18 protein-coding genes are annotated in these 23,713 nt (G+C 69.4%); 12 read left to right on the top strand and 6 right to left on the bottom strand.

What is annotated here, in order from left to right; all coding sequences use genetic code 11:
• Nucleotides 1–36: 36 nt before the first annotated feature.
• From ABIA35_RS26805 to ABIA35_RS26775, 7 genes are all read left to right on the top strand, one after another.
• Nucleotides 37–1,680, top strand: a complete 1,644-nt coding sequence (locus ABIA35_RS26805; protein WP_370341944.1) for a glycosyltransferase family 2 protein — start codon at nucleotides 37–39, stop codon at nucleotides 1,678–1,680.
• A complete protein-coding gene (locus tag ABIA35_RS26800) occupies nucleotides 1,677–2,903 on the top strand; it encodes a hypothetical protein (protein WP_370359744.1) in 1,227 nt (408 codons plus the stop codon). Before ABIA35_RS26805 ends, ABIA35_RS26800 begins: the two co-directional genes overlap by 4 nt.
• Complete coding sequence (locus ABIA35_RS26795) at nucleotides 2,900–4,720, top strand: glucosyltransferase domain-containing protein (RefSeq protein WP_370341942.1); 1,821 nt, start codon at nucleotides 2,900–2,902, stop codon at nucleotides 4,718–4,720. Before ABIA35_RS26800 ends, ABIA35_RS26795 begins: the two co-directional genes overlap by 4 nt.
• A 233-nt stretch (nucleotides 4,721–4,953) precedes the next feature.
• Complete coding sequence (locus ABIA35_RS26790) at nucleotides 4,954–6,696, top strand: PQQ-binding-like beta-propeller repeat protein (protein ID WP_370341941.1); 1,743 nt, start codon at nucleotides 4,954–4,956, stop codon at nucleotides 6,694–6,696.
• A 372-nt stretch (nucleotides 6,697–7,068) separates the two neighbouring features.
• A complete protein-coding gene (locus ABIA35_RS26785) occupies nucleotides 7,069–7,968 on the top strand; it encodes a lysostaphin resistance A-like protein (protein ID WP_370359743.1) in 900 nt (299 codons plus the stop codon).
• 53 nt (nucleotides 7,969–8,021) lie between these two features.
• Nucleotides 8,022–9,266, top strand: a complete 1,245-nt coding sequence (locus ABIA35_RS26780; RefSeq protein WP_370359742.1) for a sensor histidine kinase — start codon at nucleotides 8,022–8,024, stop codon at nucleotides 9,264–9,266.
• 4 nt (nucleotides 9,267–9,270) lie between these two features.
• Nucleotides 9,271–9,957 carry a response regulator gene (locus ABIA35_RS26775; RefSeq protein WP_370341937.1) on the top strand — a complete coding sequence of 229 codons (687 nt, stop codon included), beginning with the start codon at nucleotides 9,271–9,273 and terminating at the stop codon, nucleotides 9,955–9,957.
• Between the two features lie 29 nt (nucleotides 9,958–9,986).
• Here ABIA35_RS26775 and ABIA35_RS26770 read toward each other — a convergent pair whose 3' ends face one another.
• The gene (locus ABIA35_RS26770) at nucleotides 9,987–10,670 is read right to left on the bottom strand and encodes a TetR/AcrR family transcriptional regulator (RefSeq protein ID WP_370359741.1); all 684 of its coding nucleotides are present in this window, start codon (nucleotides 10,668–10,670) and stop codon (nucleotides 9,987–9,989) included.
• Between the two features lie 157 nt (nucleotides 10,671–10,827).
• On the opposite strand from ABIA35_RS26770, the gene ABIA35_RS26765 reads away from it, so the two are divergent.
• Together ABIA35_RS26765 and ABIA35_RS26760 are read left to right on the top strand one after the other, a co-directional pair.
• Complete coding sequence (locus ABIA35_RS26765; RefSeq protein ID WP_370341935.1) at nucleotides 10,828–11,841, top strand: NAD(P)-dependent alcohol dehydrogenase; 1,014 nt, start codon at nucleotides 10,828–10,830, stop codon at nucleotides 11,839–11,841.
• A 159-nt stretch (nucleotides 11,842–12,000) separates the two neighbouring features.
• Nucleotides 12,001–12,834, top strand: coding sequence for a PIG-L family deacetylase (locus ABIA35_RS26760; protein ID WP_370359740.1), 834 nt, complete (start codon nucleotides 12,001–12,003; stop codon nucleotides 12,832–12,834).
• A gap of 74 nt (nucleotides 12,835–12,908) precedes the next feature.
• Here the strand turns inward: ABIA35_RS26760 and ABIA35_RS26755 are convergent, their stop codons facing one another.
• From ABIA35_RS26755 to ABIA35_RS26745, 3 genes are all read right to left on the bottom strand, one after another.
• Nucleotides 12,909–14,612 (bottom strand): FAD-dependent monooxygenase, encoded by a 1,704-nt coding sequence (locus ABIA35_RS26755; protein ID WP_370359739.1) that lies wholly within the window; start codon nucleotides 14,610–14,612, stop codon nucleotides 12,909–12,911.
• A 189-nt stretch (nucleotides 14,613–14,801) separates the two neighbouring features.
• Nucleotides 14,802–15,635 carry a VOC family protein gene (locus tag ABIA35_RS26750; protein WP_370341931.1) on the bottom strand — a complete coding sequence of 278 codons (834 nt, stop codon included), beginning with the start codon at nucleotides 15,633–15,635 and terminating at the stop codon, nucleotides 14,802–14,804.
• A gap of 78 nt (nucleotides 15,636–15,713) precedes the next feature.
• Nucleotides 15,714–16,334: a pentapeptide repeat-containing protein gene (locus ABIA35_RS26745; protein ID WP_370341930.1), complete on the bottom strand. Its 621-nt coding sequence runs from the start codon at nucleotides 16,332–16,334 to the stop codon at nucleotides 15,714–15,716.
• A gap of 151 nt (nucleotides 16,335–16,485) precedes the next feature.
• Here ABIA35_RS26745 and ABIA35_RS26740 point away from each other — a divergent pair, with 151 nt between their 5' ends.
• Together ABIA35_RS26740 and ABIA35_RS26735 are read left to right on the top strand one after the other, a co-directional pair.
• Nucleotides 16,486–17,043, top strand: a complete 558-nt coding sequence (locus ABIA35_RS26740; RefSeq protein ID WP_370341929.1) for an RNA polymerase sigma factor — start codon at nucleotides 16,486–16,488, stop codon at nucleotides 17,041–17,043.
• Nucleotides 17,040–18,542 (top strand): hypothetical protein, encoded by a 1,503-nt coding sequence (locus ABIA35_RS26735; RefSeq protein WP_370359738.1) that lies wholly within the window; start codon nucleotides 17,040–17,042, stop codon nucleotides 18,540–18,542. Before ABIA35_RS26740 ends, ABIA35_RS26735 begins: the two co-directional genes overlap by 4 nt.
• 97 nt (nucleotides 18,543–18,639) lie before the next feature.
• On the opposite strand, the gene ABIA35_RS26730 is transcribed toward ABIA35_RS26735, so the two are convergent.
• The gene (locus ABIA35_RS26730; RefSeq protein ID WP_370359737.1) at nucleotides 18,640–20,865 is read right to left on the bottom strand and encodes an MMPL family transporter; all 2,226 of its coding nucleotides are present in this window, start codon (nucleotides 20,863–20,865) and stop codon (nucleotides 18,640–18,642) included.
• A 276-nt stretch (nucleotides 20,866–21,141) separates the two neighbouring features.
• On the opposite strand from ABIA35_RS26730, the gene ABIA35_RS26725 reads away from it, so the two are divergent.
• Entirely contained in the window at nucleotides 21,142–22,206 is a 1,065-nt protein-coding gene (locus tag ABIA35_RS26725) for a hypothetical protein (protein ID WP_370341925.1), read from the top strand.
• 172 nt (nucleotides 22,207–22,378) lie between these two features.
• On the opposite strand, the gene ABIA35_RS26720 is transcribed toward ABIA35_RS26725, so the two are convergent.
• A complete protein-coding gene (locus tag ABIA35_RS26720) occupies nucleotides 22,379–23,596 on the bottom strand; it encodes an ROK family protein (protein ID WP_370341924.1) in 1,218 nt (405 codons plus the stop codon).
• Nucleotides 23,597–23,713: the final 117 nt, after the last annotated feature.

Here is a 23,713-nt window from a genome sequence, read left to right as displayed (position 1 = left end):
TTGCGGTCCCATCGAATGGGGAATAGGGAACGGCCGATGAGAAGCAGTCCCAAGGGGAGTAACAGCCATGCGCGGCGCAACAGCGCGAACCGCCGTAGCGGCAAGAACGCGGCCCACCTGCTGAGCCGGCGCCAGACCGTGTTCGTCCTCGGACTCGCCGCGGTCGTCGCCGCCGGCGTCGTGGTCCGGCCGATGCCGGCCCTGACCGTGCTCGTCGCCGTCTGCATAGCGTTCTATTCCCTGTTCGCCATCCTCAAGCTGGTCGTGACCGTCGCCGGCCAGAAGCACCGCTCGCTGCCCCGGCGCGTGGTGACGGCGGACGATCCGAGCCTGCCCTACTACGGGGTCCTGCTTCCGGTGCACAAGGAAGCCAACATGCTCCGCCACTTGGTGGCGCGGGTGGAGCGTCTGGAGTACCCGCGCGAGAAACTGCGGATCCTGCTGCTGATCGAGTCCGACGACGAGGAGACCCTGAGCGCGGCCGAGGACCTGGGCTTGTCGTTCCGGTGGGGCGCCGAGCCCGGAGGCGAACCGCTCGGCCACCTGACGGCCGTGGTGATTCCCCCGGGCGGGCCCAAGACCAAGCCGAACGCCATGAACGTGGCCTTCGACCTGCTGGTGGCCGCCGGCTGCACGTTCTGCACCATCTACGACGCCGAAGACCGCCCGGCACCGGACCAGCTGCTGCGCGCGGTCGGCACCTTCCGGGCCGCGCCGCCGGAGCTGGCGTGCCTGCAGGCCGAGCTGGTGTTCTGGAACGACGACACCAACTGGGTCACCGCCCTGTACTGGATCAGCTACAAGGTCCACTTCCGGCGCTTCCTGCCGGGCCTGGCCCGGCTGGGCATGACGATCCCGCTGGGCGGCACTTCGAACCACTTCCGGATGAAGGCGCTGACAGCCACCGCGCTGTCGAACGGCGACATCTGGGACGCCTACAACCTCACCGAGGACGCCGACCTGGGCGCGCGCCTGGTGGCCGGCGGCTACCACATAGACCTGCTCCATTCGGTGACGCTCGAAGAGGCCCCGGCCCGGATGCGGATCGTTGACAAGCAGCAGCGCCGCTGGAAGGGCGGCTATCTGCAGACCGGGCTGGTACACACCCGGCGGCCCGTCTCCAGCGCCCGGCAGATGGGGATCGCGCGCTGGCTCTGCTTCAACCTGCTGATGATCGGCACCCCGCTGTCGTTCCTGCTCAACCCGATCTTCTGGGGCATGACGGCGGCCTACTTCGTGACACGGACCCAGCTGGTCACCGAGCTGTTCCCGCGTGACGTGTACTACCCGAGCCTGGTCCTGCTGCTGGTCGGCAACTTCGGCCTGCTCTGCGAGCTGATGCTGACCTGCCTGCAGGAGGTCGAACACACCCGCGGCCAGTACGGCCTGGTCAAGTACATGCTGCTGGCGCCGGTCATGTGGTTGTGGATAAGCCGCTCGACCTACATCGCGGTCTTCGAGATGGCGATCGGCAAGCGCACCTGGCACAAGACGCCGCACGGTCACGAGATCGGCGACGACGGCGAGGACGGCGGGTACGACGGCGCGTCCGGTACATTCGGCCGAACCGAACCGGCCTCCGGGACCGGATCGGCCGTCGGCGGTACGACCGTGGTGGCCACGGTGACGCGAACCGTCGCACCGCGTGCGCCGCAGTCGATCGTGGGGGAACGGCAATGAGGGCTCCGATACGAATACCCGCTACGGCCTCTCGCGCCGTCGCGGCGACGGTCGCCGCCGCCGTCCTCCTGGTGACGGCCGGCTGTGCCCAAATGGCGCCGGGGCTCCCGGACGGCACCGACGCGATCGTGGCCGCGCCGCAGAGCGGAGACCCGGCCCACCCGCAGCTGACCCCCCAGCCACAGGCCGTCGGGATCGGCCCGGAGGAGGGCGCGGGCTCGGTGCCCAGCCCCGTCGGGCCGCCGTCCCAGGTGCCGACCCCGGTCCGGAACATCCCGGCGGACCTGGGCATCAACCTGTACTGGCACACGATCGGCAGCAACGCCGTGGTGGACGCCACCGCTGGCCGGCTGCTGAACTATGTCGTCGGGCTGGGGGCGAACAGCGTCGCGATCGCTTTCCCGATCTTCACCGACGGCGTGCATCCCACCCGCGTCTACGGCACCTCCGGCATTACGCCGAGCCCGGCTCAGCTGGGCCGGATCATCGCCGCGGCCAAGGCCAGGGGCCTGAGGGTGATGGTGCGGCCGCTTCTTGATGAGGCCAACCTCCTGCCTTCCGGAGCCTGGCGGGGAAGCATCGCCCCGCCGAACGTCGACGGATGGTTCGCCAGCTACCGCGCGTTCCTGGACCCGTACTTCGCGGTCGCCAAGGCCCAGGACGCGGAGGAGTTCGTGGTGGGCACCGAGCTGGACGCGTTCATCAACTCCGCCACGCAGTGGCGCCAGGTGGTCGCCGACGGCCAGGCCCGCTTCGGCGGACTGATCACCTATGCCAGCACCTGGAACACCTGGGACCACGCACAGGTTCCGAGCGCGGTGCCGGGTGTCGGCGTGGACGCCTATCCGCCGGTCCACCTGCCCGACTCGGCCACCGTGGACCAGCTGTCCGCGGCCTGGACCGCCTGGCTCAAGAACCGGCCCGCGTCGGTCCTGGCCCAGACCGCGATTCAGGAGCTGGGCATCCCGGCGCAGGCCGGTGTGTACGCCAATCCCGGTGCCTGGGGTGGTGCGACCGCCGCCATAGAACCGCAGGTCCAGGTCAACTGGTTCACCGCCGCGTGTGACAGTGCACGCGCACTCCATATGCGCGGGCTGTACTTCTGGATGCTCGACAGCAACGCCAACACGGCCAACGCCGCGAGCTATCCGTCGGGATCGTTCATCGGACGCGGGGACTCGGCCATCAAGACCTGCTTCTCCCAGGGCTGGAGCCACTCTTGACCGCCACCGTCGACGCCGGTTCCCCGGAGGCCGAGCAGGGCCAGGACACGGCGGAGCCGTCGGAGAACCTCGACCGCGACGGGGCCGAGCTGACCGAATCGGCTGAGCCGACCGAGCTGACCGAATCGGCCGAGCCGACCGCGTCGCCCGCGGACCAGGAGTCACCCGGCAAGAATCGGGCTAACAGCTACATAGCCGACGAGACCATGCTGATCCCGATGGTCCGCCGGCCGACAGTCCGCGAGGAACAGGGACAGGGACACAAGGCGGTCCCGAAGTCCGACCGCTGGACCGTGGTCGCCCTCACCGCCGTCGCGATCGCCTTCTCGATCGCGGCGTACGGCTACTACGCCCACCTGCACATCACGATGGCGATCAAGGACTCGTACTCCCACCTGGAGATCGGGCGCCGCGTCATCTCGGGCACGACCCCGGGCATCGCCCAGCTCGGCGGCGTGTGGCTGCCGCTGCCGCACATCCTGCAGGCGTTGCTGGCGTGGAACTGGTACATGTACCACACGGGGCTGTCCGGCTCGCTGGTGTCGATGGCGGCGTATGTGGTGGCCTCGCAAGCCGTGTACCGCATCATCCGGGTCTACGACCCCGAACGCGTGTGGCCCGCTGTCGCGGCGGCCATGGTGTTCATGGCGAACCCGAACGTGCTGTACATGCAGAGCACCTCCATGGACGAGCTGCCGTTCTTCGCCTGCACGCTGGTCGCGGTCCTCTACCTGCTGCGCTGGGCCACCTCCGGCCGTCCCACCAGCCTGATGGCCAGCAGCATGGCGGGCCTGGCGGCGATGCTGTGCCGGTACGAGGCTTGGTTCCTCGGCGTCCTGTATGTCATCACCGTGATGGTGATCGCGCGCAAGAACGGCCACAACTGGCGCGATGTCCGCGGCCTCGGCCTGGTGGCGGCGGTGTTCGGCCTGGGCGTCGCGGCGGGCGGCTGGCTGCTGTACAACTGGGCCATCTTCGGCAACCCGCTGAACTTCCTCGTCGGCTCGGAGTCCGCCGCCAAGCAGATGGCCGGACGGACCGACGCGGAGATCGGCCATTGGCGCGTGGCCCTGCACGGCTACGGCACGGCGGTGATCGCCGACGTCGGTCTCGCGGTCCTGATAGCCGCGGCCGCGGGCCTGGTGCTGCTGTTGTGCCGGGAACGGTTGTCGGCGCGCAGCCTCCCACTGCTGTGCCTGGTCATGCTGTCGCCCTTCCATCTGTACTCGATCGAGTCCGGCCAGTTCCCGTTCGGCGTGCCGGACATCAACAACGACCTCGACAACCTGCGTTTCGGGTTGCCGCCGATCCTGCCGGCCGCCTTGCTCGTCGGCTATCTGCTCAGCCAGTTGCCCGGCAAGGGGAGGCGCCGCCTGCCGGGTTGGATCTCGGCCGCCGTCGCCGTCACGGCCGCCTTCGCCGTGGCCGCGATGGGCGCCGTGGCCACCGTCCACCACCAGGTGGCCATCGCGGCCGAAGCCACCAACGACCTCGGATACCTGTCCTATCAGGCTCAAGTGGCCGACGAGCTGGAGTATCACACCCACGGCCTGATCCTGATGAACGCCTACGGCAACGAGAAGGCACTGTTCCCGGTGCTGGACCGTGTCATCTACGAAGGCAGCAAGACCACCAACGAGAATCTGTGGTTCCGCAGCCTCGACGCTCCCGCCGCCAACGGGATCCAGGTGATCGTGATGCGGTTCACCGGTCCCACGGCTGATGACGTGTTCAAGCAGCTGCACGGCTCACCGGTGCTGAAGGACTATCGACTGCTGCTGCAGAACGGTCAGTACTTGGTCTACGTCCGAAGGTGATTCCGGATCGCGCCGCACGGTGCTGCGTCAGGAACCGCCTTCAGCCGCCCGGTGGGCCTGTATCCCTCCTGATAAGCGGCGGGTATCGGGTTTCGTAGACGCCTTGCGGATCGATAAAATCTCTCTGGGGGATCTCGGTGAGAGTCCGGCGATCCATGATTTCAAGATCTTGGCGGGGGTGTCGTGTGGGTTCCCCCTCTCACCAGGAACGTCTCAAGTAGGGACACGACGATATGAGCACACCGCCTGACGAGCCGGTGCAGCGGCCGAACCCGTTCGCGCCGCAGCCGCAGGACGAAAGCCCCTACGACTCCTCTCCGCCGCCGGCTCCCCCGGTGATGCATTCGCCCTACCGTCCGGACGAGGCTCTTCCCGGACAGGGACAGGGGCACCGTGAGCGGCAGCCGCCGCGGTTCCCGTCGCTGTTCGGCACGGACCATCACGGCAGCGGTCATGGCAGTCATGGCGGGCACGGCGCGCAGCCTGAGCAACCGCAGGCCCCGATGACGCCCCCGCCGCCGTTCGAGCAGCGTTCGTCCCAGGGCGTCTCGGCGAACTGGGGTATGGGCACTGGCAACGAGTCGTACCCGGTGCCGCCCCAGTTCTCGTACAACCCCGAACGGCAGCCGGTCTACCAGCCGCCGGCTCCCGCACCGAGCCGCGCTCCGCGCAGGGCGATCATCGGCGTGGCGGCCATCGTGCTCGTGAGCGCGGGCACCGTGGGCGCGGTGCTGCTGCACGGCAGCTCGGCGAAGTCGACGACCGGCGGTTCGACCGTCAACATCCCGGGTCAGGACTCGCACACGACCGCGGGCGCGACCGTCCAGGCGAAGTGGTCCGCGCCCGCGTCCGGCGACGCCGCGACGGTGGTCGGCAGCTGGCTGGTGAACAAGAAGACGGTCGTGCGCGGCGACGCCGGCGCGCTGAAGGCCTACGACGCCGAGACCGGCAAGCAGGTGTGGACGCTCCCGGTTCCCGGCCAGGGGGCGGCGATCTGCCAGATGAGCCAGGTGACGGTCCAGGGCATCGGCATGGTGCAGTACGGCGCCGTCGGCAACTGCAACACCGTCGCGGCGATCAACACCGCCAACGGCAAGACGGTGTGGACGCAGACCCTCGGTGCCACGCCGGGCTCGGCGCCCGGCACGATGCCGATGATGGCGATGGGCGCAGACATGGTGGCCGGCCAGATCGGCACGACGGTGACGGCCTGGAACGCGGCCGACGGCAAGCAGCTGTGGACCTCCGACCTCGCCAAGGCAGCCAACCCGCCGTGCAAGCCGGACCAGCTGGCGGCCAAGAGCACCTTCGTCGCCCTGATCGAGGACTGCGGAGCCGGCCCCGTGGCGGTACGCAAGGACGCGCACACCGGCGCCGACCTGTGGCGCACCCCGCTGCCCCCGGAGGGCCTGAACGGCGCGCAGATCACCCTGGTCGAGGCGGCGCTCCCGACGATCGTGCACGTCGAGTCGCCCACCCTGGACAACTACTACACCTTCGACGCCCAGGGCAAGGCGAAGGCGACGATCCCCGGCTCCGGCGACTTCGGCAAGCTGAACCTGAACGTCGGCCCCCAAACCGACCAGCAGCAGCTGCCGCACGTCCAGGACACCACCTTCATCGCCCCCACCGCCGACAAGGACGCGACCACCGCCCTGGCCGCCTTCGACCTGTCCTCCGGCAAGAAACTGTGGCAGTCCCCGCCCGCCCCCACCGGCCCGGTCATCATCGCCGCCCAGGACCCCCAGAAGGTCACAGTCTTCGAAGCCGGCGCCCCCGGCTCATCCCCCCGCCTGACCGCGTTCGCGATGAGCGACGGCGGCAACCTCGCCGCCGGCATCAACGGTACGATCGCCACCGACTGGAGCGGCCCCGCGGCAGCGGCGTACGTGACCGGCGACCGACTGATCGTGCTACCCGCGGCGCCGGAGAAGGGCGCGGACGTCGTCGCCTTCGCCTTGAGCAACACCGGGTGACACGGCGCGCCGTGGAGGGCAGGCGCAGCAACGAAGAAAGTGGGTCCGCGAGCCTTTAAGGTTCGGGGACCCACCGCCGATCCAGCTGTTCCCGCCCGGCTCAGGCTGACAAAGTTCTCACCTTGCCCCGCCGTCTGGGATATCGCACGCGCTCCCCAGCATGAGGGTCTACCCCTACGGAACCTGGCAGCAGACTCTGGCGGCGTACATGTTGTTTGAGAACTCCTCCATCGGGGCGTGATGACCCTCGCGCATCCCCCGTGCGAGCTACCGGATTCGTCCGCCGGCGGGTGACTCGGGGGATGCGGTCGGATCCCTAGCGTTGCTTGCGTGGCCGCTGCTCAGGCGGCCGGAACGCTGGGGAGGCAGTCGATGAGCACGACAGATGTTCGCCGTGACGCAGACTTCGATCATGGGTCGATGCGGTCCGGTCCGGATCGGGGTCGCTGGGGTCGCTGGGGTCGGATTGTGCACGGCCCACTGGGCTGGGCGTTGGCCGGGCTGGTGGGCGTGGGCCTGGTCGCCGGTGTGACCGCGACCGGGCCGGGTCCGGTGCCGGTGCTGGGAGGGGGCGTCGCAGTGGGCGTCTATTGGGTGGTGATGCGTCGCCTGGCGCGGCGGGCCACCCCGGAGATCGCGTGGCGCGGTGCCGGGCGGCAGGCGTTGTTGGGCGGCGCGATGGGGCTGGGGTTCGTCGCGGTCTCGACGCTGCTGATCGTGGCCTTCGGCGGGTACTCGTTCTCCTGGGCGCACCACGCGGTTGTCGGAACGGTGGCCTCGGTGCTGGCGGTTCAGGCGGGGGCGGCGCTGACCGAGGAGCTGATGTTCCGCGGGGTGGCGTTGCAGGCCATTGAGCAGCGGTGGGGGAGTCGGGTCGCGGTCGCGGCCACCGCGTTGTTCTTCGGTGCGGTGCACATGGCCAACCCCGGGGCGACGCTGTGGAGTGGATTGGCCATAGCCGTCGAGGCCGGGATGATGTTGGGGGCGGCGTTCCTGTGGCAGCGCAGCATGTGGCTGGTCGCCGCGTTGCACTTCGTCTGGAACAGTGCCGAGCAGCTGCTGGGCGTCCCGGTCTCCGGGCACACCCCCGACGCCCGGCTGTTCAGTGTGCGGACCAGCGGCTCGCACCTGCTGACCGGCGGCGCGTTCGGGCTGGAGGCGTCGGTCTTTCCGGTGGCGATCGGCCTGCTGCTGGCGATACCGATGTTCGCCGCCGCCCGCCGGCGTGGCAATGTGGTGCCCGCTCGACGCGCCGACCGGAGGAACCGCTAGTGAAGACGTCCGCCACGCCTCGTCGGCCGCTGTCGCCGCGAGGCGCGGCAGGCTTGCTGGGACAGCGGGACGCCTCGGTCGAGGACGGCGTGCTGGCGGCGGGGCTCGCGGTGCTGGCCTTCGCTCCGGCGCTGTCGAAGGCCGGTGCGCAGATCGGTGACCTGCCCGGCCGGCCGGCCGACGTGCTGAGCGTCGCGCTGGCCCTGGCGCAGGCGCTGCCGCTGGCCGTGCGGCGAAGGTTCCCGGCGGCCGTGCTGGCGGTCATCGGCTCCGCGTTCGCCGCGGATCAGGCCCTGGGCTACCCGACGACGTTCGCCAGCCTCGGGCTGTATCTGGCCCTTTATTCTGCCGGGGCCCACCAGGATCGCTTGCGCCGCACGCTTGCCGCCGCGGCGACCGTCGGCTACGCGGTGCTGGCATTGGTGCTGTACTACCTGGGCGCACCCCATGGGTTCGGCGACTACGCCGTCTTCTATCTGGTCACCACTGTGGCCTGGCTGGCCGGCAGCGTCATGCGCAGACTGCGGGAGCAGGAGATCGAGCGGCGACGGCTGGCCGCCGAGGCCGCCGGCGCTGCCGAACGAGCCAGGATCGCCCGGGAGCTGCACGACGTGGTCACCCACCATGTGACCGCCATGGTGGTGCAGGCCGACGCGGCGCAGTTCCTGCTGAGCTCCCATCCGGAGCGGGTCCAGGCTGGGCTGACAGCGGTGTCCGACACCGGGCGCCGGGCGCTGACCGAGCTGCGCTACCTGCTCGGCGTGCTGGAGGCGACCGGCGACACGGCGCGCCGGGACGGGGCTCCGGATCGAGCTCCGGACCGGGCTCCCGATCGGGCTCCGGACCGGGCCCTAGACCGGGCCCCAGGCCGCGCTCCGGCCCAGGGCGCGATCGCAGACCTGGTCGAGCAGGCCAGGGCCACAGGCCAGCCGGTCGAATTCAGCGAGATCGGCGAACACCGGCCGCGTCCGGCCGCGGTCGAACTGGCCGCCTACCGCGTGGTGCAGGAGGCGCTGACCAACGCGATGAAGTACGCGGCCGCGGCACGCACGAACGTCTTGGTACAGCAGCACCCGCGGCACATGGAAGTCGAGGTCACGACCGAGGGAAGCGCGACAGGAGGAACCTCGTCCTCCGGATTCCCTTTCCGCGCTCCGGATCTGCCGTCCGGCGGCCGAGGACTGGCGGGCCTGCGCGAACGTGTCAGGGTGCTTCATGGTGAACTGGAAGCCGGTCCCCGCCCGGACGGCGGATTCGCCGTCCGAGCACGGATCCCGTTCGAACCCGATCAGGAGTGACCCCGTGACCGACCGCCCCATCCGCGTGCTCGTCTGCGACGACCAGGAACTGGTGCGCACCGGCTACGCCACGATCTTCTCGGCCCAACCCGACATGGAAGTCGTCGGCGAATCCGCCAACGGCCTCGAGGCGGTCGAGACGGCGACCCGCATCCGCCCCGACGTGGTGGTGATGGACATCCGCATGCCCCTGCTGGACGGCATCCAAGCCACCCGCCGCCTGGCCGGCCCCGACGCCGCCGACCCGCCGAAGATCCTCGTCGTCACCACCTTCAACGTCGACGCCTACGTCTACGACGCCTTCCGCGCCGGAGCCAGCGGCTTCCTGCTGAAGGACGCACCCCCGGCCGAGATGGTCAACGGCGTCCGCACCGTCGCCCGCGGCGAAGCCCTGCTGGCGCCGGCGGTGACGCGCACACTCATCGGCCACTTCGCAGAACGGCTCCGCCCGGGCGACCCTTCCCGCACGGCGCGCGAAGACGTCGTGCGCACACTGACGCCCCGCGAACTGGAAGTGCTCGAACTCCTCGCCGAAGGGCTCTCGAACGCCGAGATCGCGGCGTCCCTGTTCATCACGCCCGAGACCGTCAAGACCTACGTGTCACGCATCCTGACCAAGCTCGACTTGCGCGACCGGGTCCAGGCAGTCGTCCTCGCCTACCGGATCGGACTCGCCGGCGGCACGTCGTAGCGCTCGTAGCGCTCACGTGGCCGCGTGCATCAGCGGTTCTGGAGCCCGGCGAGACCGTCGTTGATGAAGTCGAGCGCGAACTGGAACTCGGCGTCGTCGTCACACCCGCCGAGAGCACCTTGGTGGGTGACCGCGAGGGCCATCTCCGCGATGTAGGGGAGGGTGGCGCCGAGCTCGCTGACGATGCCCGCGGCTGTCTCGGGATCGAGGGCCCCGGAGCTGCCCGCCGAGTCGTCGAAGAGATCCTGGGTGAACCCGAGCAGGCGGCTGCCGAGGATGTGCAGGGCGTGATGCGTCTGGGCGACCGTGAAGCCACCCTTTCGCAGGACGCTTAGCGCCGCATCGATGTAGCGAAGCGTGGCCGGTCCCGGCGCGGTCCGGGACTCGATGACCGGCGGCGCCCAGGGGTGGGTGAGGATGACCGCCCGTGCGGCGAGTGCCATCTGACGCAGCGTCGTCGCCCAGTCGGCATCGGCGGCACTGTCGGTGCCGTCCGCGCCGTCCGCGCCGTCCGCGCTGTCCGCACCGCCGGCACCGTCGGCAGTCGTCGGAATCTGGCCGATCACCGCGTCGACCATCCCGTCGAGCAGGTCGTCCTTGTTCCGGACGTGGGTGTAGATGGACATCGCTTCGACGCCCAGTTCCTGCGCGAGTTTGCGCATGCTGATCGACTCGATGCCGTCCCGGTCCGCGAGCGCGATACCGGCTGCCACGACCCTTTCCCTGTTCAGCGGGGTGCGTCGGGCTGCGCTTGGGGTGCCCAAGGAGAACCTCTCTTGACGTCCTTACAGTGTAAGCCTAGCCTTACGGCGTAAGCACGTCCTTACGCCGTAAGGTCCGACGACCCTATCAGGAATGGGGAACCGGCACATGACCAGCGAATCGCCGACGATGCAGGCCGTCATCCAGGACGGCTACGGAGCGCCGGAGCGTGTGCTCCGGCTCGGTCAGGCCCTCAGGCCCTCGATCGACGCCGACAGCGTCCTGGTCCGTGTCCGGGCCACGAGCGTCAACACCCCGGACTGGGCCACCGTCGCGGGGGAGCCCTATGTCCTCCGCCTCCAGGCCGGATTGCGGCGACCGAGGCTTCCCGTCCGCGGCACCGACGTCGCCGGCGTCGTGGAGGCGGTAGGACCGCACGTCACCGACCTCCAGCCCGGTGACGAGGTGCTCGGCTCCCTATGGGGCAGCACCGTCGGCTCGCGGGCCGGAGCTTTCGCGCACTACGCCGCCGTGCCGGCTGCCCAACTGGTGAAGAAGCCGGCCGGACTGGGTTTCGACCAGGCCGCCGCATCGGTCATGAGCGGGTTGACCGCCTTGGCCGCGATGCGCGACGCGGGCCAGGTGCACGCGGACACGCGGGTACTCGTCAACGGAGCTTCGGGCGGCGTCGGGACGATGGCGGTCCAGATCGCCAAGTCGCTCGGTGCCGAGGTGACGGGTGTGTGCGGTACCCGCAACGTCGAACTGGTCCGGTCACTCGGCGCGGACCACGTCATCGACTACACCGAGCAGGACTTCACCCGAAGCCCCCAGCGGTTCGACGTCATCCTGGACAACGTGATGAACCACCCGCCGAAGGCCGTCGCACGCCTGCTGGCGCCCCATGGCGTCCTGATCCCGAACAGCCTCGGGAACTCGGGAAGGCTGCTGGCCGGCCTGCCGAGGATGGCCCGGGCGGCGCTGATGGGCAAGGGCGCCACCACCGTCAAGTTCGTCACGCTCGCCGTGGACCGCGAGAACCTGAACGCGCTGGTCCGCCTTCTGGAAACCGGCGACCTCAGGGTGGTCATCGACCAGACCTATCCGTTCGGCCAGACCGCCGCCGCCGTCGCGCACATGCTGGGTCATCACGCCAGCGGCCAAGTCGCCATCACCGTATAGCCGACGCAGTCGTCGGCAGACGACGAAACTGTCCTCCGAACCCAGGAACAACGTGTGTCTCCAACGCTGCTGTGTCTCTTGTATCGACGTCACGCACGGCGATCGCCCTGACGCACCGCAGACTCGAACCGAACACATTCCACATCGGAGGATGTCTCTATGATTAACCGGCCCTTGACGTTGATGGCGGTCCACGCCCACCCCGACGACGAGGCGACAGGCACCGGAGGGGTTCTGGCGCGGTACGCGGCCGAGGGCATCCGCACGGTCTTGGTCACCTGTACCGACGGCGGCTGCGGAGACGGACCGGGCGGCGTGAAGCCGGGCGAGCCCGGCCACGACCCGGCCGCGGTGGCCGCCCTCCGACGTCAGGAACTCGACGCCAGCTGCGACGTCCTGAACATCACCCATCTGGAGACGCTGGACTACGCGGACTCCGGAATGATGGGCTGGGCGACCAACGACGCGCCCGAATCCTTCTGGCGGACACCTGTCGAGCAGAGTGCCGCGCGCCTGGCCGAGCTCATGCGGCGCTACGAACCCGACGTGGTCGTGACCTATGACGAGAACGGCTTCTACGGCCACCCCGACCACATCCAGGCGAACCGCATCACGGTGGCGGCGCTGGCACAGACCGAACTGACGCCGAAGGTGTACTGGACGACGATGCCCCGCTCCGGAATGCAGAAGTTCATGGAGACGATGCGCGAGTTCGACCCGGAGTGGACCGAGCCGGACCCGGCGGAGGTCGCGGAGATGCCCGAGATCGGCCTCCCCGACGAGGAGATCACCACCTGGGTGGACGTCTCCGAGTTCGGAGGCCAGAAGTACGACGCGCTGGCAGCACACGCCAGCCAGGGCGAGAACATCTTCTTCCTGAAGATGGGCCAGGAGCGCTTCACCGACCTGATGGGCGTGGAGACCTTCGTCCGGGTCCAGGACCGCACCGCCGCGGCCCTGCCCGAGAACGACTTGTTCGCCGGACTGCGCTGAGCTGACGGAATCCCTGCGCCGGCCGTCCTGCACCCGGACGGCCGGCAGCCTGCAGCCCGCAGCTCAGGCCGCCATCACGCGGAGGCGAAGATCCGATTCAGGTGATCGAGCAGCGCACCGTCCTCGGTCAGCGCGACCCGCGTCCCGACATACCCATCGGGCCGAAGGAGAATGGCCTCCATTCCCGTCGCCCCGTACGCAGCCCGGAACTGCCCGGCGCTGTCCCGCACAACGGGAGGCATCGCCCCGTCAGCGGTCGGTCCGGCCCCGTCGGGAACGACGGCGTACGTCTCCAACTGCCCGTCCGCCCGCTCCTTCGCGAGGGCGGCGATCTGCGGGAAGATGCTCCCCGCCGACGTCGCGGCGCCATCCGCGTACAGCAGCAGCGTGTGTCCGGTGCCCCGCAGCAGATCGAACAGCCGGAATGGGTAAGTCGCGATCGCGCTGTGCAACTTCTGACAGTCCGGAGCCCGGCCACCCGGCTGAGCTGATAGCGCGCCGGCGTCGGATGGCCGAGTGGTCGAAGGCCCGACGATCGGGCTGTCCGGGTACCCCACCAAGAGCTGGGCCTCCCGCTTGACGACCGTCGCCGGGTCGTCCGGGTCGGATTCGATCCCCGACCGCGCATGCCGCACCGTTCGCCCGACGACCTCCTCGGCCACCGGCAGCCGCTCGGCCTCGTAACTGTCGAGCAGGCCCTCGGCGGCATGGCCCTCGACCGCCAGCGCCAGCTTCCACGCCAGGTTGTACGCGTCCTGGATGCCGGTGTTCATCCCCTGACCGCCGGTGGGCGGATGGATGTGCGCCGCGTCGCCGGCGATGAATACTCGGCCCCGGCCATAGTGGTCGACCAGTCGGTGGCTGATCCGGAACACCGACGACCACCGCAGGTGATCCGCTGTGACCGGCTCCGGCGAAAGCCGGTCGAGCACGTCCTGCAAGTCGGCCAGCTCCGGGGCCCGGCCCTGCTGCATGCCGTGCCGGACGCCATCCGCGGACCCGTTCCCGGCCGCGGTGTCAGCGTCAGCGTGGGCGTGGGCGTCGGTGCTGGTGCTGGTGCCGGTGCCATCAGGGTTCGTGGGTGCCAGCATCGAGATCCGATACCGTTTGTGCCCTGGCAGCGGAACACAGACCAGCAGTTCGTCCGTCTTCCCTCCGGTCTGGTGCATCGACCGGATCACATACCCTCGGGGCAGCGACCAATCGAGCTCCACATCCCCGATCATGTACGAATCAGGGAATGCGTCGCCTTCGAAAGTCAGGCCGAGCGTCTTGCGCACCACGCTGTGCGCTCCGTCGCAGCCGATCAGATACCGGGCCCTGATCTGCTCGTCGGCTTCCCCGGTCCCGCGTGCGACAACCGCCTCGACGCGCTCGGCGTCCTGCTCGAACGACACGAGCCGCGCGTCCCGCTCGACACGGACGCCCAGCCCGGCCAGTCGTTCGGTCAGGATCCGCTCGACCTCGTACTGCGGCAGCGCCGCGAACCCGTAGGGCACGTCGGGCGGCAGGGTGAGCGTCATCGTCGATACCTCGCGCCCGTTCACGTACACCTGCTGCCCGAGCATCGGCTCGGCCGCGTCCAGGGCCTCGCGCACGACGCCCATCGCATCCCAGACCTCGAGCGTCCGGGGCTGGATACCGACGGCCTTGGCATACATCATCGGTTCGGCCAGCTTGTCGATGATGCGGCAGCGCACACCGCGCCGCGCGAGTTCTATCGCCGCGGTAAGGCCGACCGGGCCCGCCCCGACCACCAGCACATCGACGTCCGCCATGGGAACCCACCTCCTGCCGGGTCCTTCCACGGCAGCACAAGCCCCGGGTCCCGGCCACTCGCGGCCGCGGACGAGGAGGACACGGTCCGGCGGCCGTTACTGCATTCGGTGCACGACGCTGTGGCCCCGCGCGGCACGACGACCCCGCGTTCCGATGTGGCGGCGGAGACCGCCGTCAGCTCACCGCCGTCAGCTCACCGCCGCCGTCCACGCGGCGTTGTCCGGCGCGACGAAGGTCGCGGTGTAGCCCGCGCCGGTGCGTTCCCGCAGATCGGGAACGACGTGCGCACCGGCCTTCGCCGCGCTCGCCGCCGCGGTGTCCACGTCCTGGGCGGAGGCCGCGACGTAGCCGACCGCGTAGCCGCGGAACCCGCGGCCGTGCGGGTCGACGTCGGCGTCGGCGGCGAGCGCGTCCCAGGCGTACAGGGTGAAGGTCGCCGCTCCCGGCACGGTCTTGAACTTCGCGAACTTGCCGAAGGCCTTGTCGAGTTCGTAGCCGAGGCCGTCGGTGTAGAACTGCTTCGCGGCCTTGATGTCCGGCACGCCCAAGGTCACCGCGACCTCGATCGGAGCCATCGCGGGCCCGCTCGGGGCGTCCGGTCGCCGCTTGAACTTGGCGAGGATCGGTGCCGCGCTGGTGGCCGCCTTCCACAGATGGCCGTCGGGGTCGGTGAAGTGCCCGGCGTAACCCCAGACAGCGCCCTTGGCCGGCTTCACCAAGGTCCCGCCGGCGCGCACCGCGGCGTCCAGCAGCCGGTCGACACCGCCGGCCGACTCGAAGACCGCCGAGATCATGAATCCCCGGAAACCCTCGGTGTCGGGAGTAACGCCGACCTGGTCGGCGAGGTCGTCCCACACGCGGAGTTCGAGCAGCGGGACCTGCGCGTCCCCGAGGCGCACCGCGGCGCTTCGGTCGTCCCGGCGCTCGACGGTGCAGCCGAGTCCGTCGGCGTAGAAGCGGATCGAGCTGTCGAGGTCGCGGACGGCGAGCTTGATGACGTTCACGCGAGTTGTCGTGTTCACCGGGATTCTCCTGTGATCGGATGATGTCTTCACAGGGTTGACGAACCGCGAACGGAAGATGTGACAGGTGGCGCCGGGCTACTCAGCCCGCACGTCCAGTCCCAGGCCCAACGCCAGCACGACCGCTTGGTCGACGGTGATGAGCGCACGGCGCATCGCCGTCTCGGTCGGGTCGAACGCGGACAGGTCGCTGCCGCGCAAGTCGCTGTCCTCGAACGAAGCGCCGTACACCAACGCACCCGACAGGTCCGTGTCACGGAACTGTGCCTGCTGGCACTTGGCGCCCGTCAGGTCGGCTTCGCGCATCCGCACGCCCTGGAACACCGAGCCGCGCAGATCGGCGCCCGGCAGACCGGTGAACGACCAGTCGCCGCCTTCCACCTTGAAAGCGCCGAACGTGCAGTTGTCGAACATCGTCCCCACCAGCTTGGCGCGCGTGAAGACGGCGTCGAACAACGAAGAGCGGCGGAAGGTGCAGTTCACGAACGCCGATCCGGTGTGCACCGAGGCGTTGAACCGGCATCCTCGGAACACGCATTCGGTGAACGTGGCGCCCTCGCTCACCACTTCAGTGAAGTCGACGTCCAGGAACGCGACGCGCTCGAAGGTCTCCTCGGACAGCCGCCGGCCGTACCAGTCGTCGCCGGCGATCCTCGATGTGGTCTCCGGGTCCGGAACCCCGCCCCTGCGTTCTGCCATGATCGCGACCGTATCGCGGAGGGCCGACAGCCTGTGGTGCGGCGGCAACCTCTCGGGGCGGCTGTCCCGGCTGTCCCAGCCGCGTGACAACTTTTCCAGGCTCCGTCCGCGTATAGCGAGGCGACATCGAGGAGTCAGGGGAGGGAGATCGATGCGCAGACCTGATGACCGCGAGTTCACGACGCTTGTCGCGGCGAGATCGCTGGCATTGCGGCGGATGGCGTACCTGATGTGCGGGGACTGGAATCAGGCGGAGGACTTGGTCCAAGTCGCCTTCATGAAGTTGCACGCCGCCTGGGGACGGGTCCGGACGGAAGACGGCGTCGACGCGTACCTGCGCACCACTCTGCTGCGCGCGTGCATTGACGAGAAGCGGCGCGCGCACTGGCGTCGTGAGCGGCCGTCGTCGGACGCCATGCCCGACCTGCCCGACGTCGTCGCGGCCCACGACAGCACGGCGACCAGGCTGTCCGACCGTGACGTCGTGGTCACGGCGCTGCGTCGGCTCTCGCCCGGGCAGCGCGCCGTCCTTGTCCTGCGCTTCTTCGACGACCAGGACATCGAGGCCACGGCCCGGCTTCTCGGAGTCTCCACGGGAACCGTCAAAAGCCAGACCGCGCGAGGTCTGGCGGCGATGCGCTCGATCCTGCCCGACGCTGCTCGCCCTGTCGGCGAGGAACTCCTTACGACGAAGAGGGAGCAGTCATGACGGAAGACAGCCAGTGGATGCGTGAAGTGTTCGACACCACGCGTGGCGAGGAGGAACCGGCGTGGTTCCCCGACGCGCAGGCCGTGATCGATGGCGGCGACCGCCGGCGCCGCCTGCGGACCGTCGGGGCCGGGAGCGGATCGCTCGCGGTGGTCGCGGCGGCGGCGATCGTGGTGGGCGTCGCGGCGCCGGACGGAGGTGGACGGTCGACAACCGCCCCGCCGACGGTGCCGTCGACCGCCCCGCCGACGCGATCGCACGGGACGGTTCTCGACCAAGTGGATTTCATACCTGTGCTGTACAAGAACATGAGTCTCGTCAGCGGCGGTCGGCCGAACTCCGTCGATGTGCCCCAACCGGCGGTGTCGGACATGGCGGCCTTGCTGTCGGAGCTGGATCCGACGTCCTCGCACATCGCCCCGATCCCCACCAGGATTCCCGTCAAGGCGGTGCCGTTCGGCGACACGAACGGCGACAATGTCGCCGGGCTCCAGGTCAACGCCGACTGGACGCCGGATGGCGAGCCGGCTGGGCAGGGCGGCACGAATCTCCCGGTCACGCCGAACGGCAACCTGATCACCCGGTTCCTGGACGGCGACGACCCGAAGTTCCAGCCGGCGATGCCCGGTTGCGGCGCCGGTGACGACCTGGGGGGAGCCTGGTCGACACTCAACCCGGACCCCTCCGTGTTCAACGGTCCGGACCGGGCGGCCTGGAGCGCGTGCGACCAACGCCGACTCGGGGACGGATCGATCCTGGCGAGCTCGGTGAAGTCGTTCGGCCCGTTCACGGCCGTGTTCGTGACTCGGCAGTTCCCCGGCGGCGCCGGGAGTGTGGAGACACTCTGGCTGAACTACTCGATCAAGGATGCCGCCAAGGACGTGGCGCCGAACCCGGACACTGTGCTCTCGCCGTCGGCACTCACCGTGCAGAAGCTGACGGCTGCGTTGTCCGGGAACGGGATCGTCCCCGGCCTCAAGGCGGCGGCAGCCGTCACGGTGCCGCCGACCCTGCTTCAGGCATCGGACTTCGGCACGGGATGGAAGATCGACTCGACGGGCACGCCCAACCGGCCCTCCAACCTGGTGACCGACGCGTGCGCGGGTGACCAGTCGGATCTGGTCGGCACGACCGTGCCGGACTACGCATTCTCCGGCCCGACACCCAGTGGGTTGAACGTTCGGGCGGACGTTCTCCGGCTGACGGTGAAGACGGGAACCGGCGCCGGGAAACTCGCCAACCTCCGCGAACAGGCGGAGACCGGATGCGGGACCACGACCGTGACGTCACTGCCGAGCGGGATCGGCGACGGCGGCTTCGTCGAGAGCATCCCCGGCCTGCCTTCCCGGCCGTGGAACGTGTTCATCCGCTTCGGCGACACCGTGATCCAGATCAACGTCAACTGCCCGGAGAGCTCATCGGGCTTCACGCAGGCCGACAAGCAGTGGCTCACCGACCTCGCCGTGAAGGCCGCGACACGGTTCACCGCGAAAAGCTGAGTCGGCGTCGCATGCGCGGTGAGAACCGGCGGTGCGGCACGCTCGGCTGAGAGGCTTCAGCCGAGCGTGCCGCCGGTCTTCCGTCGACTGAGCCGGCCTACTGCCGGCGGCCGGCTTCGATCGGGACCGGACCGCCGGCCGCAGGCTGCGATACCGGACCCGGCACCGCAGTCCCTCGACCGCGCCAGTTGCGTTCGCCGAGGAGGATCATCACCGTCGGCAGCAGCATCACGCGGATCACCGTGGCGTCCAGCAGGATCGCTATGGCCAGTCCCACTCCGAGCTGCTTGAAGTCCTGCATGTCGAGCGTACCGAACACCGCGAACACCGCGACCATGATCGCTGCGGCGCTGGTGATGGCGCCGGCGGTGACGCGCAGCCCGTGGGCGACCGCCTCCTTGGTGCTCAGCCCGAGTTCGCGCGCTTCACGGATCCTGGAGACCACGAACACGTGGTAGTCCATGCTCAGGCCGAACAGGACCACGAACACGAACAGCGGGATCCACGCCTCGATCGCGCCGACGGCTGTGGTGCCGACCAGCCCCGCGCCCCAGCCGTATTGGAAGACGGCGACCATCACTCCGTAGGCCGCCGCGGTGGACAGCAGGTTGAGCACGATCGCGGTGGCCGCGATCACCCAGCTGCGGAAGGCGACGAGCATCAGCAGGAAGGTGACGGAGACCACGAACACGAACACCGGCAGCAGGCTGTGGTCGAGTTGGCGGTTGAAGTCGGTGCTCAGGGCCAGGGAGCCGCCGGTGGCCGCCGTGGTGTGCGGCAGTGCGCCGAAGGTGTGCGGCACGATCGTGTCGCCGATCTTCGTGATCGCGTCGACGGCCGTGGTGTCGTGGTCGCGTCCGGCGACCGGGAACAGGATCTTGAGGACGTGCTGCGCGGGGTAGGGCGTCACCTGGACCGGGCCGTCGCCGAGGGCACCGGCTGCGGCAGCCTGGGTCTTGAAGGCGTTCACGGCTTCGGCGACGGCGGGGGAGCCCACGTCGGGGGTCTTCACGACGATCATGCCGGGTGCCGGGCTGGCCGGGAAGTCGGCACTGATCTCGTTGTAGGTCTGCACCAGCGGGCTGCTGGCCGGCAGCAGCTGGTTGACGTTCAGGGACTGGGTCTTCATGCCCAGGGCGGGGATGGCGAGGATGACCAGGGCCCCGGCGGCCAGGGCGGCGAACGGCTTGGGGTGGTTGAGCACCTTGGCCATGGTGGCGTTCCACAGCCGGCCGCCGTTCGCGGCAGCGAGACGGGCCTGGCGGGCCTGGCGGTGCCGCCGGCTCTTGCGCCGCCCCCAGTCGATGCGGTCGCCGAGCATGGACAGCAGCGCCGGGAGCACGGTGACCGATCCGAGCATCGCGATGGCCACCACCAGGATGGAGGCGAGCGCGAAACCGTCGAAGATGTGCATGCCGGTCAGGAACATCCCGGCCATGGCGACCATCACGGTGATGCCGGAGACCAGCACCGAGTGCCCGGACGTGGCCGCGGCGACGCTCAGCGCCTCCCGCGGGCTGCGGCCGGCCTCGCGCTCCTGACGCTCCCGGCGCAGGTAGAACAGGCAGTAGTCGACGCCGACCGCCAGTCCCATCAACAGCATCACCGAGGTCGACGTGGAGGCCACCGGCATCGAGTGCGAGACGAGGTCGAGCAGCCCCAGCGCGGCGACGAACGCGGTCACCGCCAGCAGCACCGGCAGCGCGGCGGCGATCAGCGCGCCGAACGCGGCGAGCAGGATGCCGAAGGCCAGCGGGACCGCGGTCCACTCGGCGCGCTTGAAGTCCTTGCCCAGCGATTCGTTCAGCCACTTCTGGCCCGAGGCGTCACCGAACTCGTCGAGCTTGACGTCAGGGTGCTGAGCCCTGACCTTCGCGACCGCGTCAAGGATGGGCTGCGCATGGTCGGCCGCCTTGTCGGGATCCCCGACGATGTCGAAGACGACCAGTGCGGAGTGCCGGTCCTTGGAGATCAGGCCCGCGGTGTAAGGGCTCTGTATCGGCGCCGTCTGGCCGGTGCCCCGCACCCCGGAGACGACCGCGTCCACGGCCCCCCGGAACGAAGCGGCATCGGCGCTCTCGGAGGCGCTGTGCACCAGCACCATCTCCGAAGCCGGGTCGGACAGGCCCGCGTCCTGCAAGATCTGCAGCGCCTGAGCCGAGGAACCAACCCCGTTCTGCGCGTCGGTCAGACTCTTCTGGCCGACCGCCCCGCCGACCACCGTCGCCACGACCACGAACAACAACCACCCGAACACGGCCGTCTTCCGATGCCGCGCGCTCCAACCGCCCAGCGCGGCCGCGACGCTCCGTTTGCGAGCCATCGTCCCCACCCCTCCGAGATCACCGGTGCCCTTCACCGGTACGTCCTCAAAGGTAGAAAAGACCAGGTCAGCGGCGACATAGGGCTAGGCGGTGTCTTAGGGGTGTCACTAAGTACACCCCGCACGAAGCTGTTCGAGCTTCCAGCCCCCTGACGGGATCCCGCCATATCCGGATTCCGCCACGAGGCGGCTCTATCGGAAAGTTCTCCCCTCCATCAGCATACGAACTCGACCGGGCGCCATAGTCCGGCACGTGGACGATGTGGAGGACCGCACGTGCGCTCAATCGATCTCAGGAGAACGGTCCTGGCCCTGGTCGCGGCGGGAGCACTGGTCGGCCTCGCGCTCTTCCCGACCGCCTCCGCCCAGGCCGCCGCGCAGCCGAAGGTCACCACGACCGCGCAGTGGCAGACAGCCCTGCCGCAGATCGCGGACCAGGGCGACGGCTGCTATCAGGCCGCGTATCCCTCGTTGCAGTGGAAGGCCGTCACGTGCGTGACCGCGCCGAACATCCCGTTGGTGCCGAAGGGATCGCGGACGTCGGCCGCCCACGCCGGACCGGCGACCGTCGGTGACGGCACCGACTACTCGGCCGTGGTGTCAGGGCTCATATCCAAGGCGACGGGCACGTTCACGAACGTGAGCTCGGCCATCTCCGAGAAGGGCGCGACCGGCGGCTCGGGCTCGCAGGTCGCGAACTCCTTCTCGCTGCAGATCAACAGCCAGTTCTTCTCCGGCAGCCCGGCGTGCGCGCGCAGCAGCAATCCGTCGAGCTGCCAGGCGTGGCAGCAGTTCGTCTACACCTACGACAGCGCCAGCAGCGGCGAGATCTTCATGCAGTACTGGCTGATCAACTACAACGCCACCTGTCCCTCGGGCTGGTACACCTACCAGGCGGACTGCTACACCAACAGCGCCGCCAGCCGAGTGAGCACGGTCACCGCCAAGCAGCTCGCCACGGTCAAGCTGACGGGGACCGCGGCCTCCGGCGGCAACGACTCGGTGTCCCTGTCCGTCGGCTCGGGCCAGGCGGTCACCGTCACCGGCAAGGACACCAAGGTCAACCTCGCCGCCGCCTGGAACACGACCGAATGGGGCGTCTACGGCGACGGCGGCGGCAGCTCGGCCAACTTCGGCAGCAACAACGCACTGCAGGCACAGACGGCCCTGACATCCACCAGCAGCGCAGCACCCAACTGCGTCCAGGAGGGCTTCACCGGCGAGACGAACAACCTGACCCTGACGTCCACCCCAGCCCTCGGCAGCGCCGCCTCCCCCACGATGGCCTCCGCCCAGACCGACGGCACGACCAACACCCCGAGCTGCGCCGTCATCTCCTGACCCGGCCACCCTCAGCCCGACGGCATGGGGAATCCTCGGACATCCATGCAGACGTATCGCCCCAGGTCGGCGACGTGCCGACTCGGGGCGATACGCGGTGCTGCATATTCTTCAAACTGCGTTCCCGCAGCTCAAGCCATGTTCTAAATGTCGAAGTAATCGAACGACGGTTCTACGCCGGGCCCTGCGCGGAGGCGTTCGACGATGAGGGCGACGTGGCCGCCAAACGTGCCGTGATGGTCCGCGGCCAGGCCTCGCGTGCCGCGACGGTGATGGCGCCGACCAGCGTGGCCGCGTCGCCGAGCCTGGAGATCTCCACGCGGGGCGGATAGGGGACGAGCTCGGTCAACCGGTCGCGGATCGGGTCGAGCATGATGCCGCCGTTGAGGCCGATGCCGCCGCCGAGCACCACCAGGGGCACGTCGACGACCAGCGCGATCATGGCGATCGTGCCCGCGATCCGCTGCGCTTCCTCCCGGACGACCCGCACAGCCAGCGGCCATCCGGCCCTGGCTGCTTCGAAGAGTTGCGTCGGGCTTTCGGGCACTGCCTCATCCCGGGATCCCGCGCGGTTCTTCGCGGCGGCGCCGTATCGGTCCTCGACCAGTTGTTGCAGGGCGTCGGCGGCGGGGCTGTGGGTCGCGAACGGCCGGTGTCCCGGGTAGTCCACCTCGCCGGCGGCCCCCCGCGCGCCGCGCCGCAGCCGGCCGTCCAGGACCAGCCCGGAGCCGACGCCGGTGCCGATCGAGAGGAAGGCGAAGTCGCCCTCGTTCTGCCCGGCGCCGCGGGCCAGTTCGCCGAGTGCCGCGAGGTTGACGTCGTTGTCGACCTCCAGCGGTCCGGGCAGAACGGTCGCCAGATCTTCGACGACCGGGTGTCCTTCGAGGCTCGGTTCGCTGCTCAGACGTAGTCGGCCCGCTGCCGGGTCGATGACCCCCGCCATGGCGACGACGGTTCCGACGATTCCATCCGCGCCCGCATCCATGGGGGCGAGCAGGCGATTCCGGACCGCGCTGACCGCGGTGAGCAGGGACGGGATGTCGTCACCGCCGCGCGGATGGTCATAGCGGGCGAGGATGGCCCCGCCGAGGTCGCCCAGCGCGCCGCGGACGAATTGGGCTCCGACGTCGATGCCCAGGACGTGACCGACCTCGAGCGCTGGTTCGTAGTAGATCGCGCCGTAGTGCGGGCCGCTGTCGGGAGGCGAGGATTCGCGAACGAGTCCGGCGGCGGCCAGCGCCTCGATGGCGCGGTTGGCAGTGGGTTTGGCCATTCCCAGCCGGCGGGCCACCTCGGCCCGTGACAACCGGCCGTTGTCCACGAGCGCACCGAGGACACTGCGGGCGTTGAGTTCACGCAGCGTGCCGAGGGTGGCGTTCGTGCTGGTCATGGGATGCATCATAGTGATGAGCGCGTACCGGCTTCCGTTCATCGCGGCCCGGGAGAACCCGTAGGCCAGGGGCGAATCCCCGGCTCAGAACATCCGAACCGGGGTTTCGCGACTACC

The sequence above is a fragment of the Catenulispora sp. MAP12-49 genome (assembly GCF_041262705.1).
Lineage (GTDB): Bacteria > Actinomycetota > Actinomycetes > Streptomycetales > Catenulisporaceae > Catenulispora.
This window is presented reverse-complemented; position numbering and strand designations above follow the sequence as displayed.

Bases quoted from the DNA above. Each gene is read 5' to 3' on its own strand.
- ABIA35_RS26730 (WP_370359737.1), bottom strand. From the start codon at position 20,865: ATGGCTCGCAAACGGAGCGTCGCGGCCGCGCTGGGCGGTTGGAGCGCG.
- ABIA35_RS26745 (WP_370341930.1), bottom strand. From the start codon at position 16,334: ATGGCAGAACGCAGGGGCGGGGTTCCGGACCCGGAGACCACATCGAGG.
- ABIA35_RS26755 (WP_370359739.1), bottom strand. From the start codon at position 14,612: ATGGCGGACGTCGATGTGCTGGTGGTCGGGGCGGGCCCGGTCGGCCTT.
- ABIA35_RS26735 (WP_370359738.1), top strand. From the start codon at position 17,040: ATGACGGAAGACAGCCAGTGGATGCGTGAAGTGTTCGACACCACGCGT.
- ABIA35_RS26720 (WP_370341924.1), bottom strand. From the start codon at position 23,596: ATGACCAGCACGAACGCCACCCTCGGCACGCTGCGTGAACTCAACGCC.
- ABIA35_RS26760 (WP_370359740.1), top strand. From the start codon at position 12,001: ATGATTAACCGGCCCTTGACGTTGATGGCGGTCCACGCCCACCCCGAC.
- ABIA35_RS26740 (WP_370341929.1), top strand. From the start codon at position 16,486: ATGCGCAGACCTGATGACCGCGAGTTCACGACGCTTGTCGCGGCGAGA.
- ABIA35_RS26790 (WP_370341941.1), top strand. From the start codon at position 4,954: ATGAGCACACCGCCTGACGAGCCGGTGCAGCGGCCGAACCCGTTCGCG.
- ABIA35_RS26805 (WP_370341944.1), top strand. From the start codon at position 37: ATGAGAAGCAGTCCCAAGGGGAGTAACAGCCATGCGCGGCGCAACAGC.
- ABIA35_RS26785 (WP_370359743.1), top strand. From the start codon at position 7,069: ATGAGCACGACAGATGTTCGCCGTGACGCAGACTTCGATCATGGGTCG.
- ABIA35_RS26800 (WP_370359744.1), top strand. From the start codon at position 1,677: ATGAGGGCTCCGATACGAATACCCGCTACGGCCTCTCGCGCCGTCGCG.
- ABIA35_RS26765 (WP_370341935.1), top strand. From the start codon at position 10,828: ATGACCAGCGAATCGCCGACGATGCAGGCCGTCATCCAGGACGGCTAC.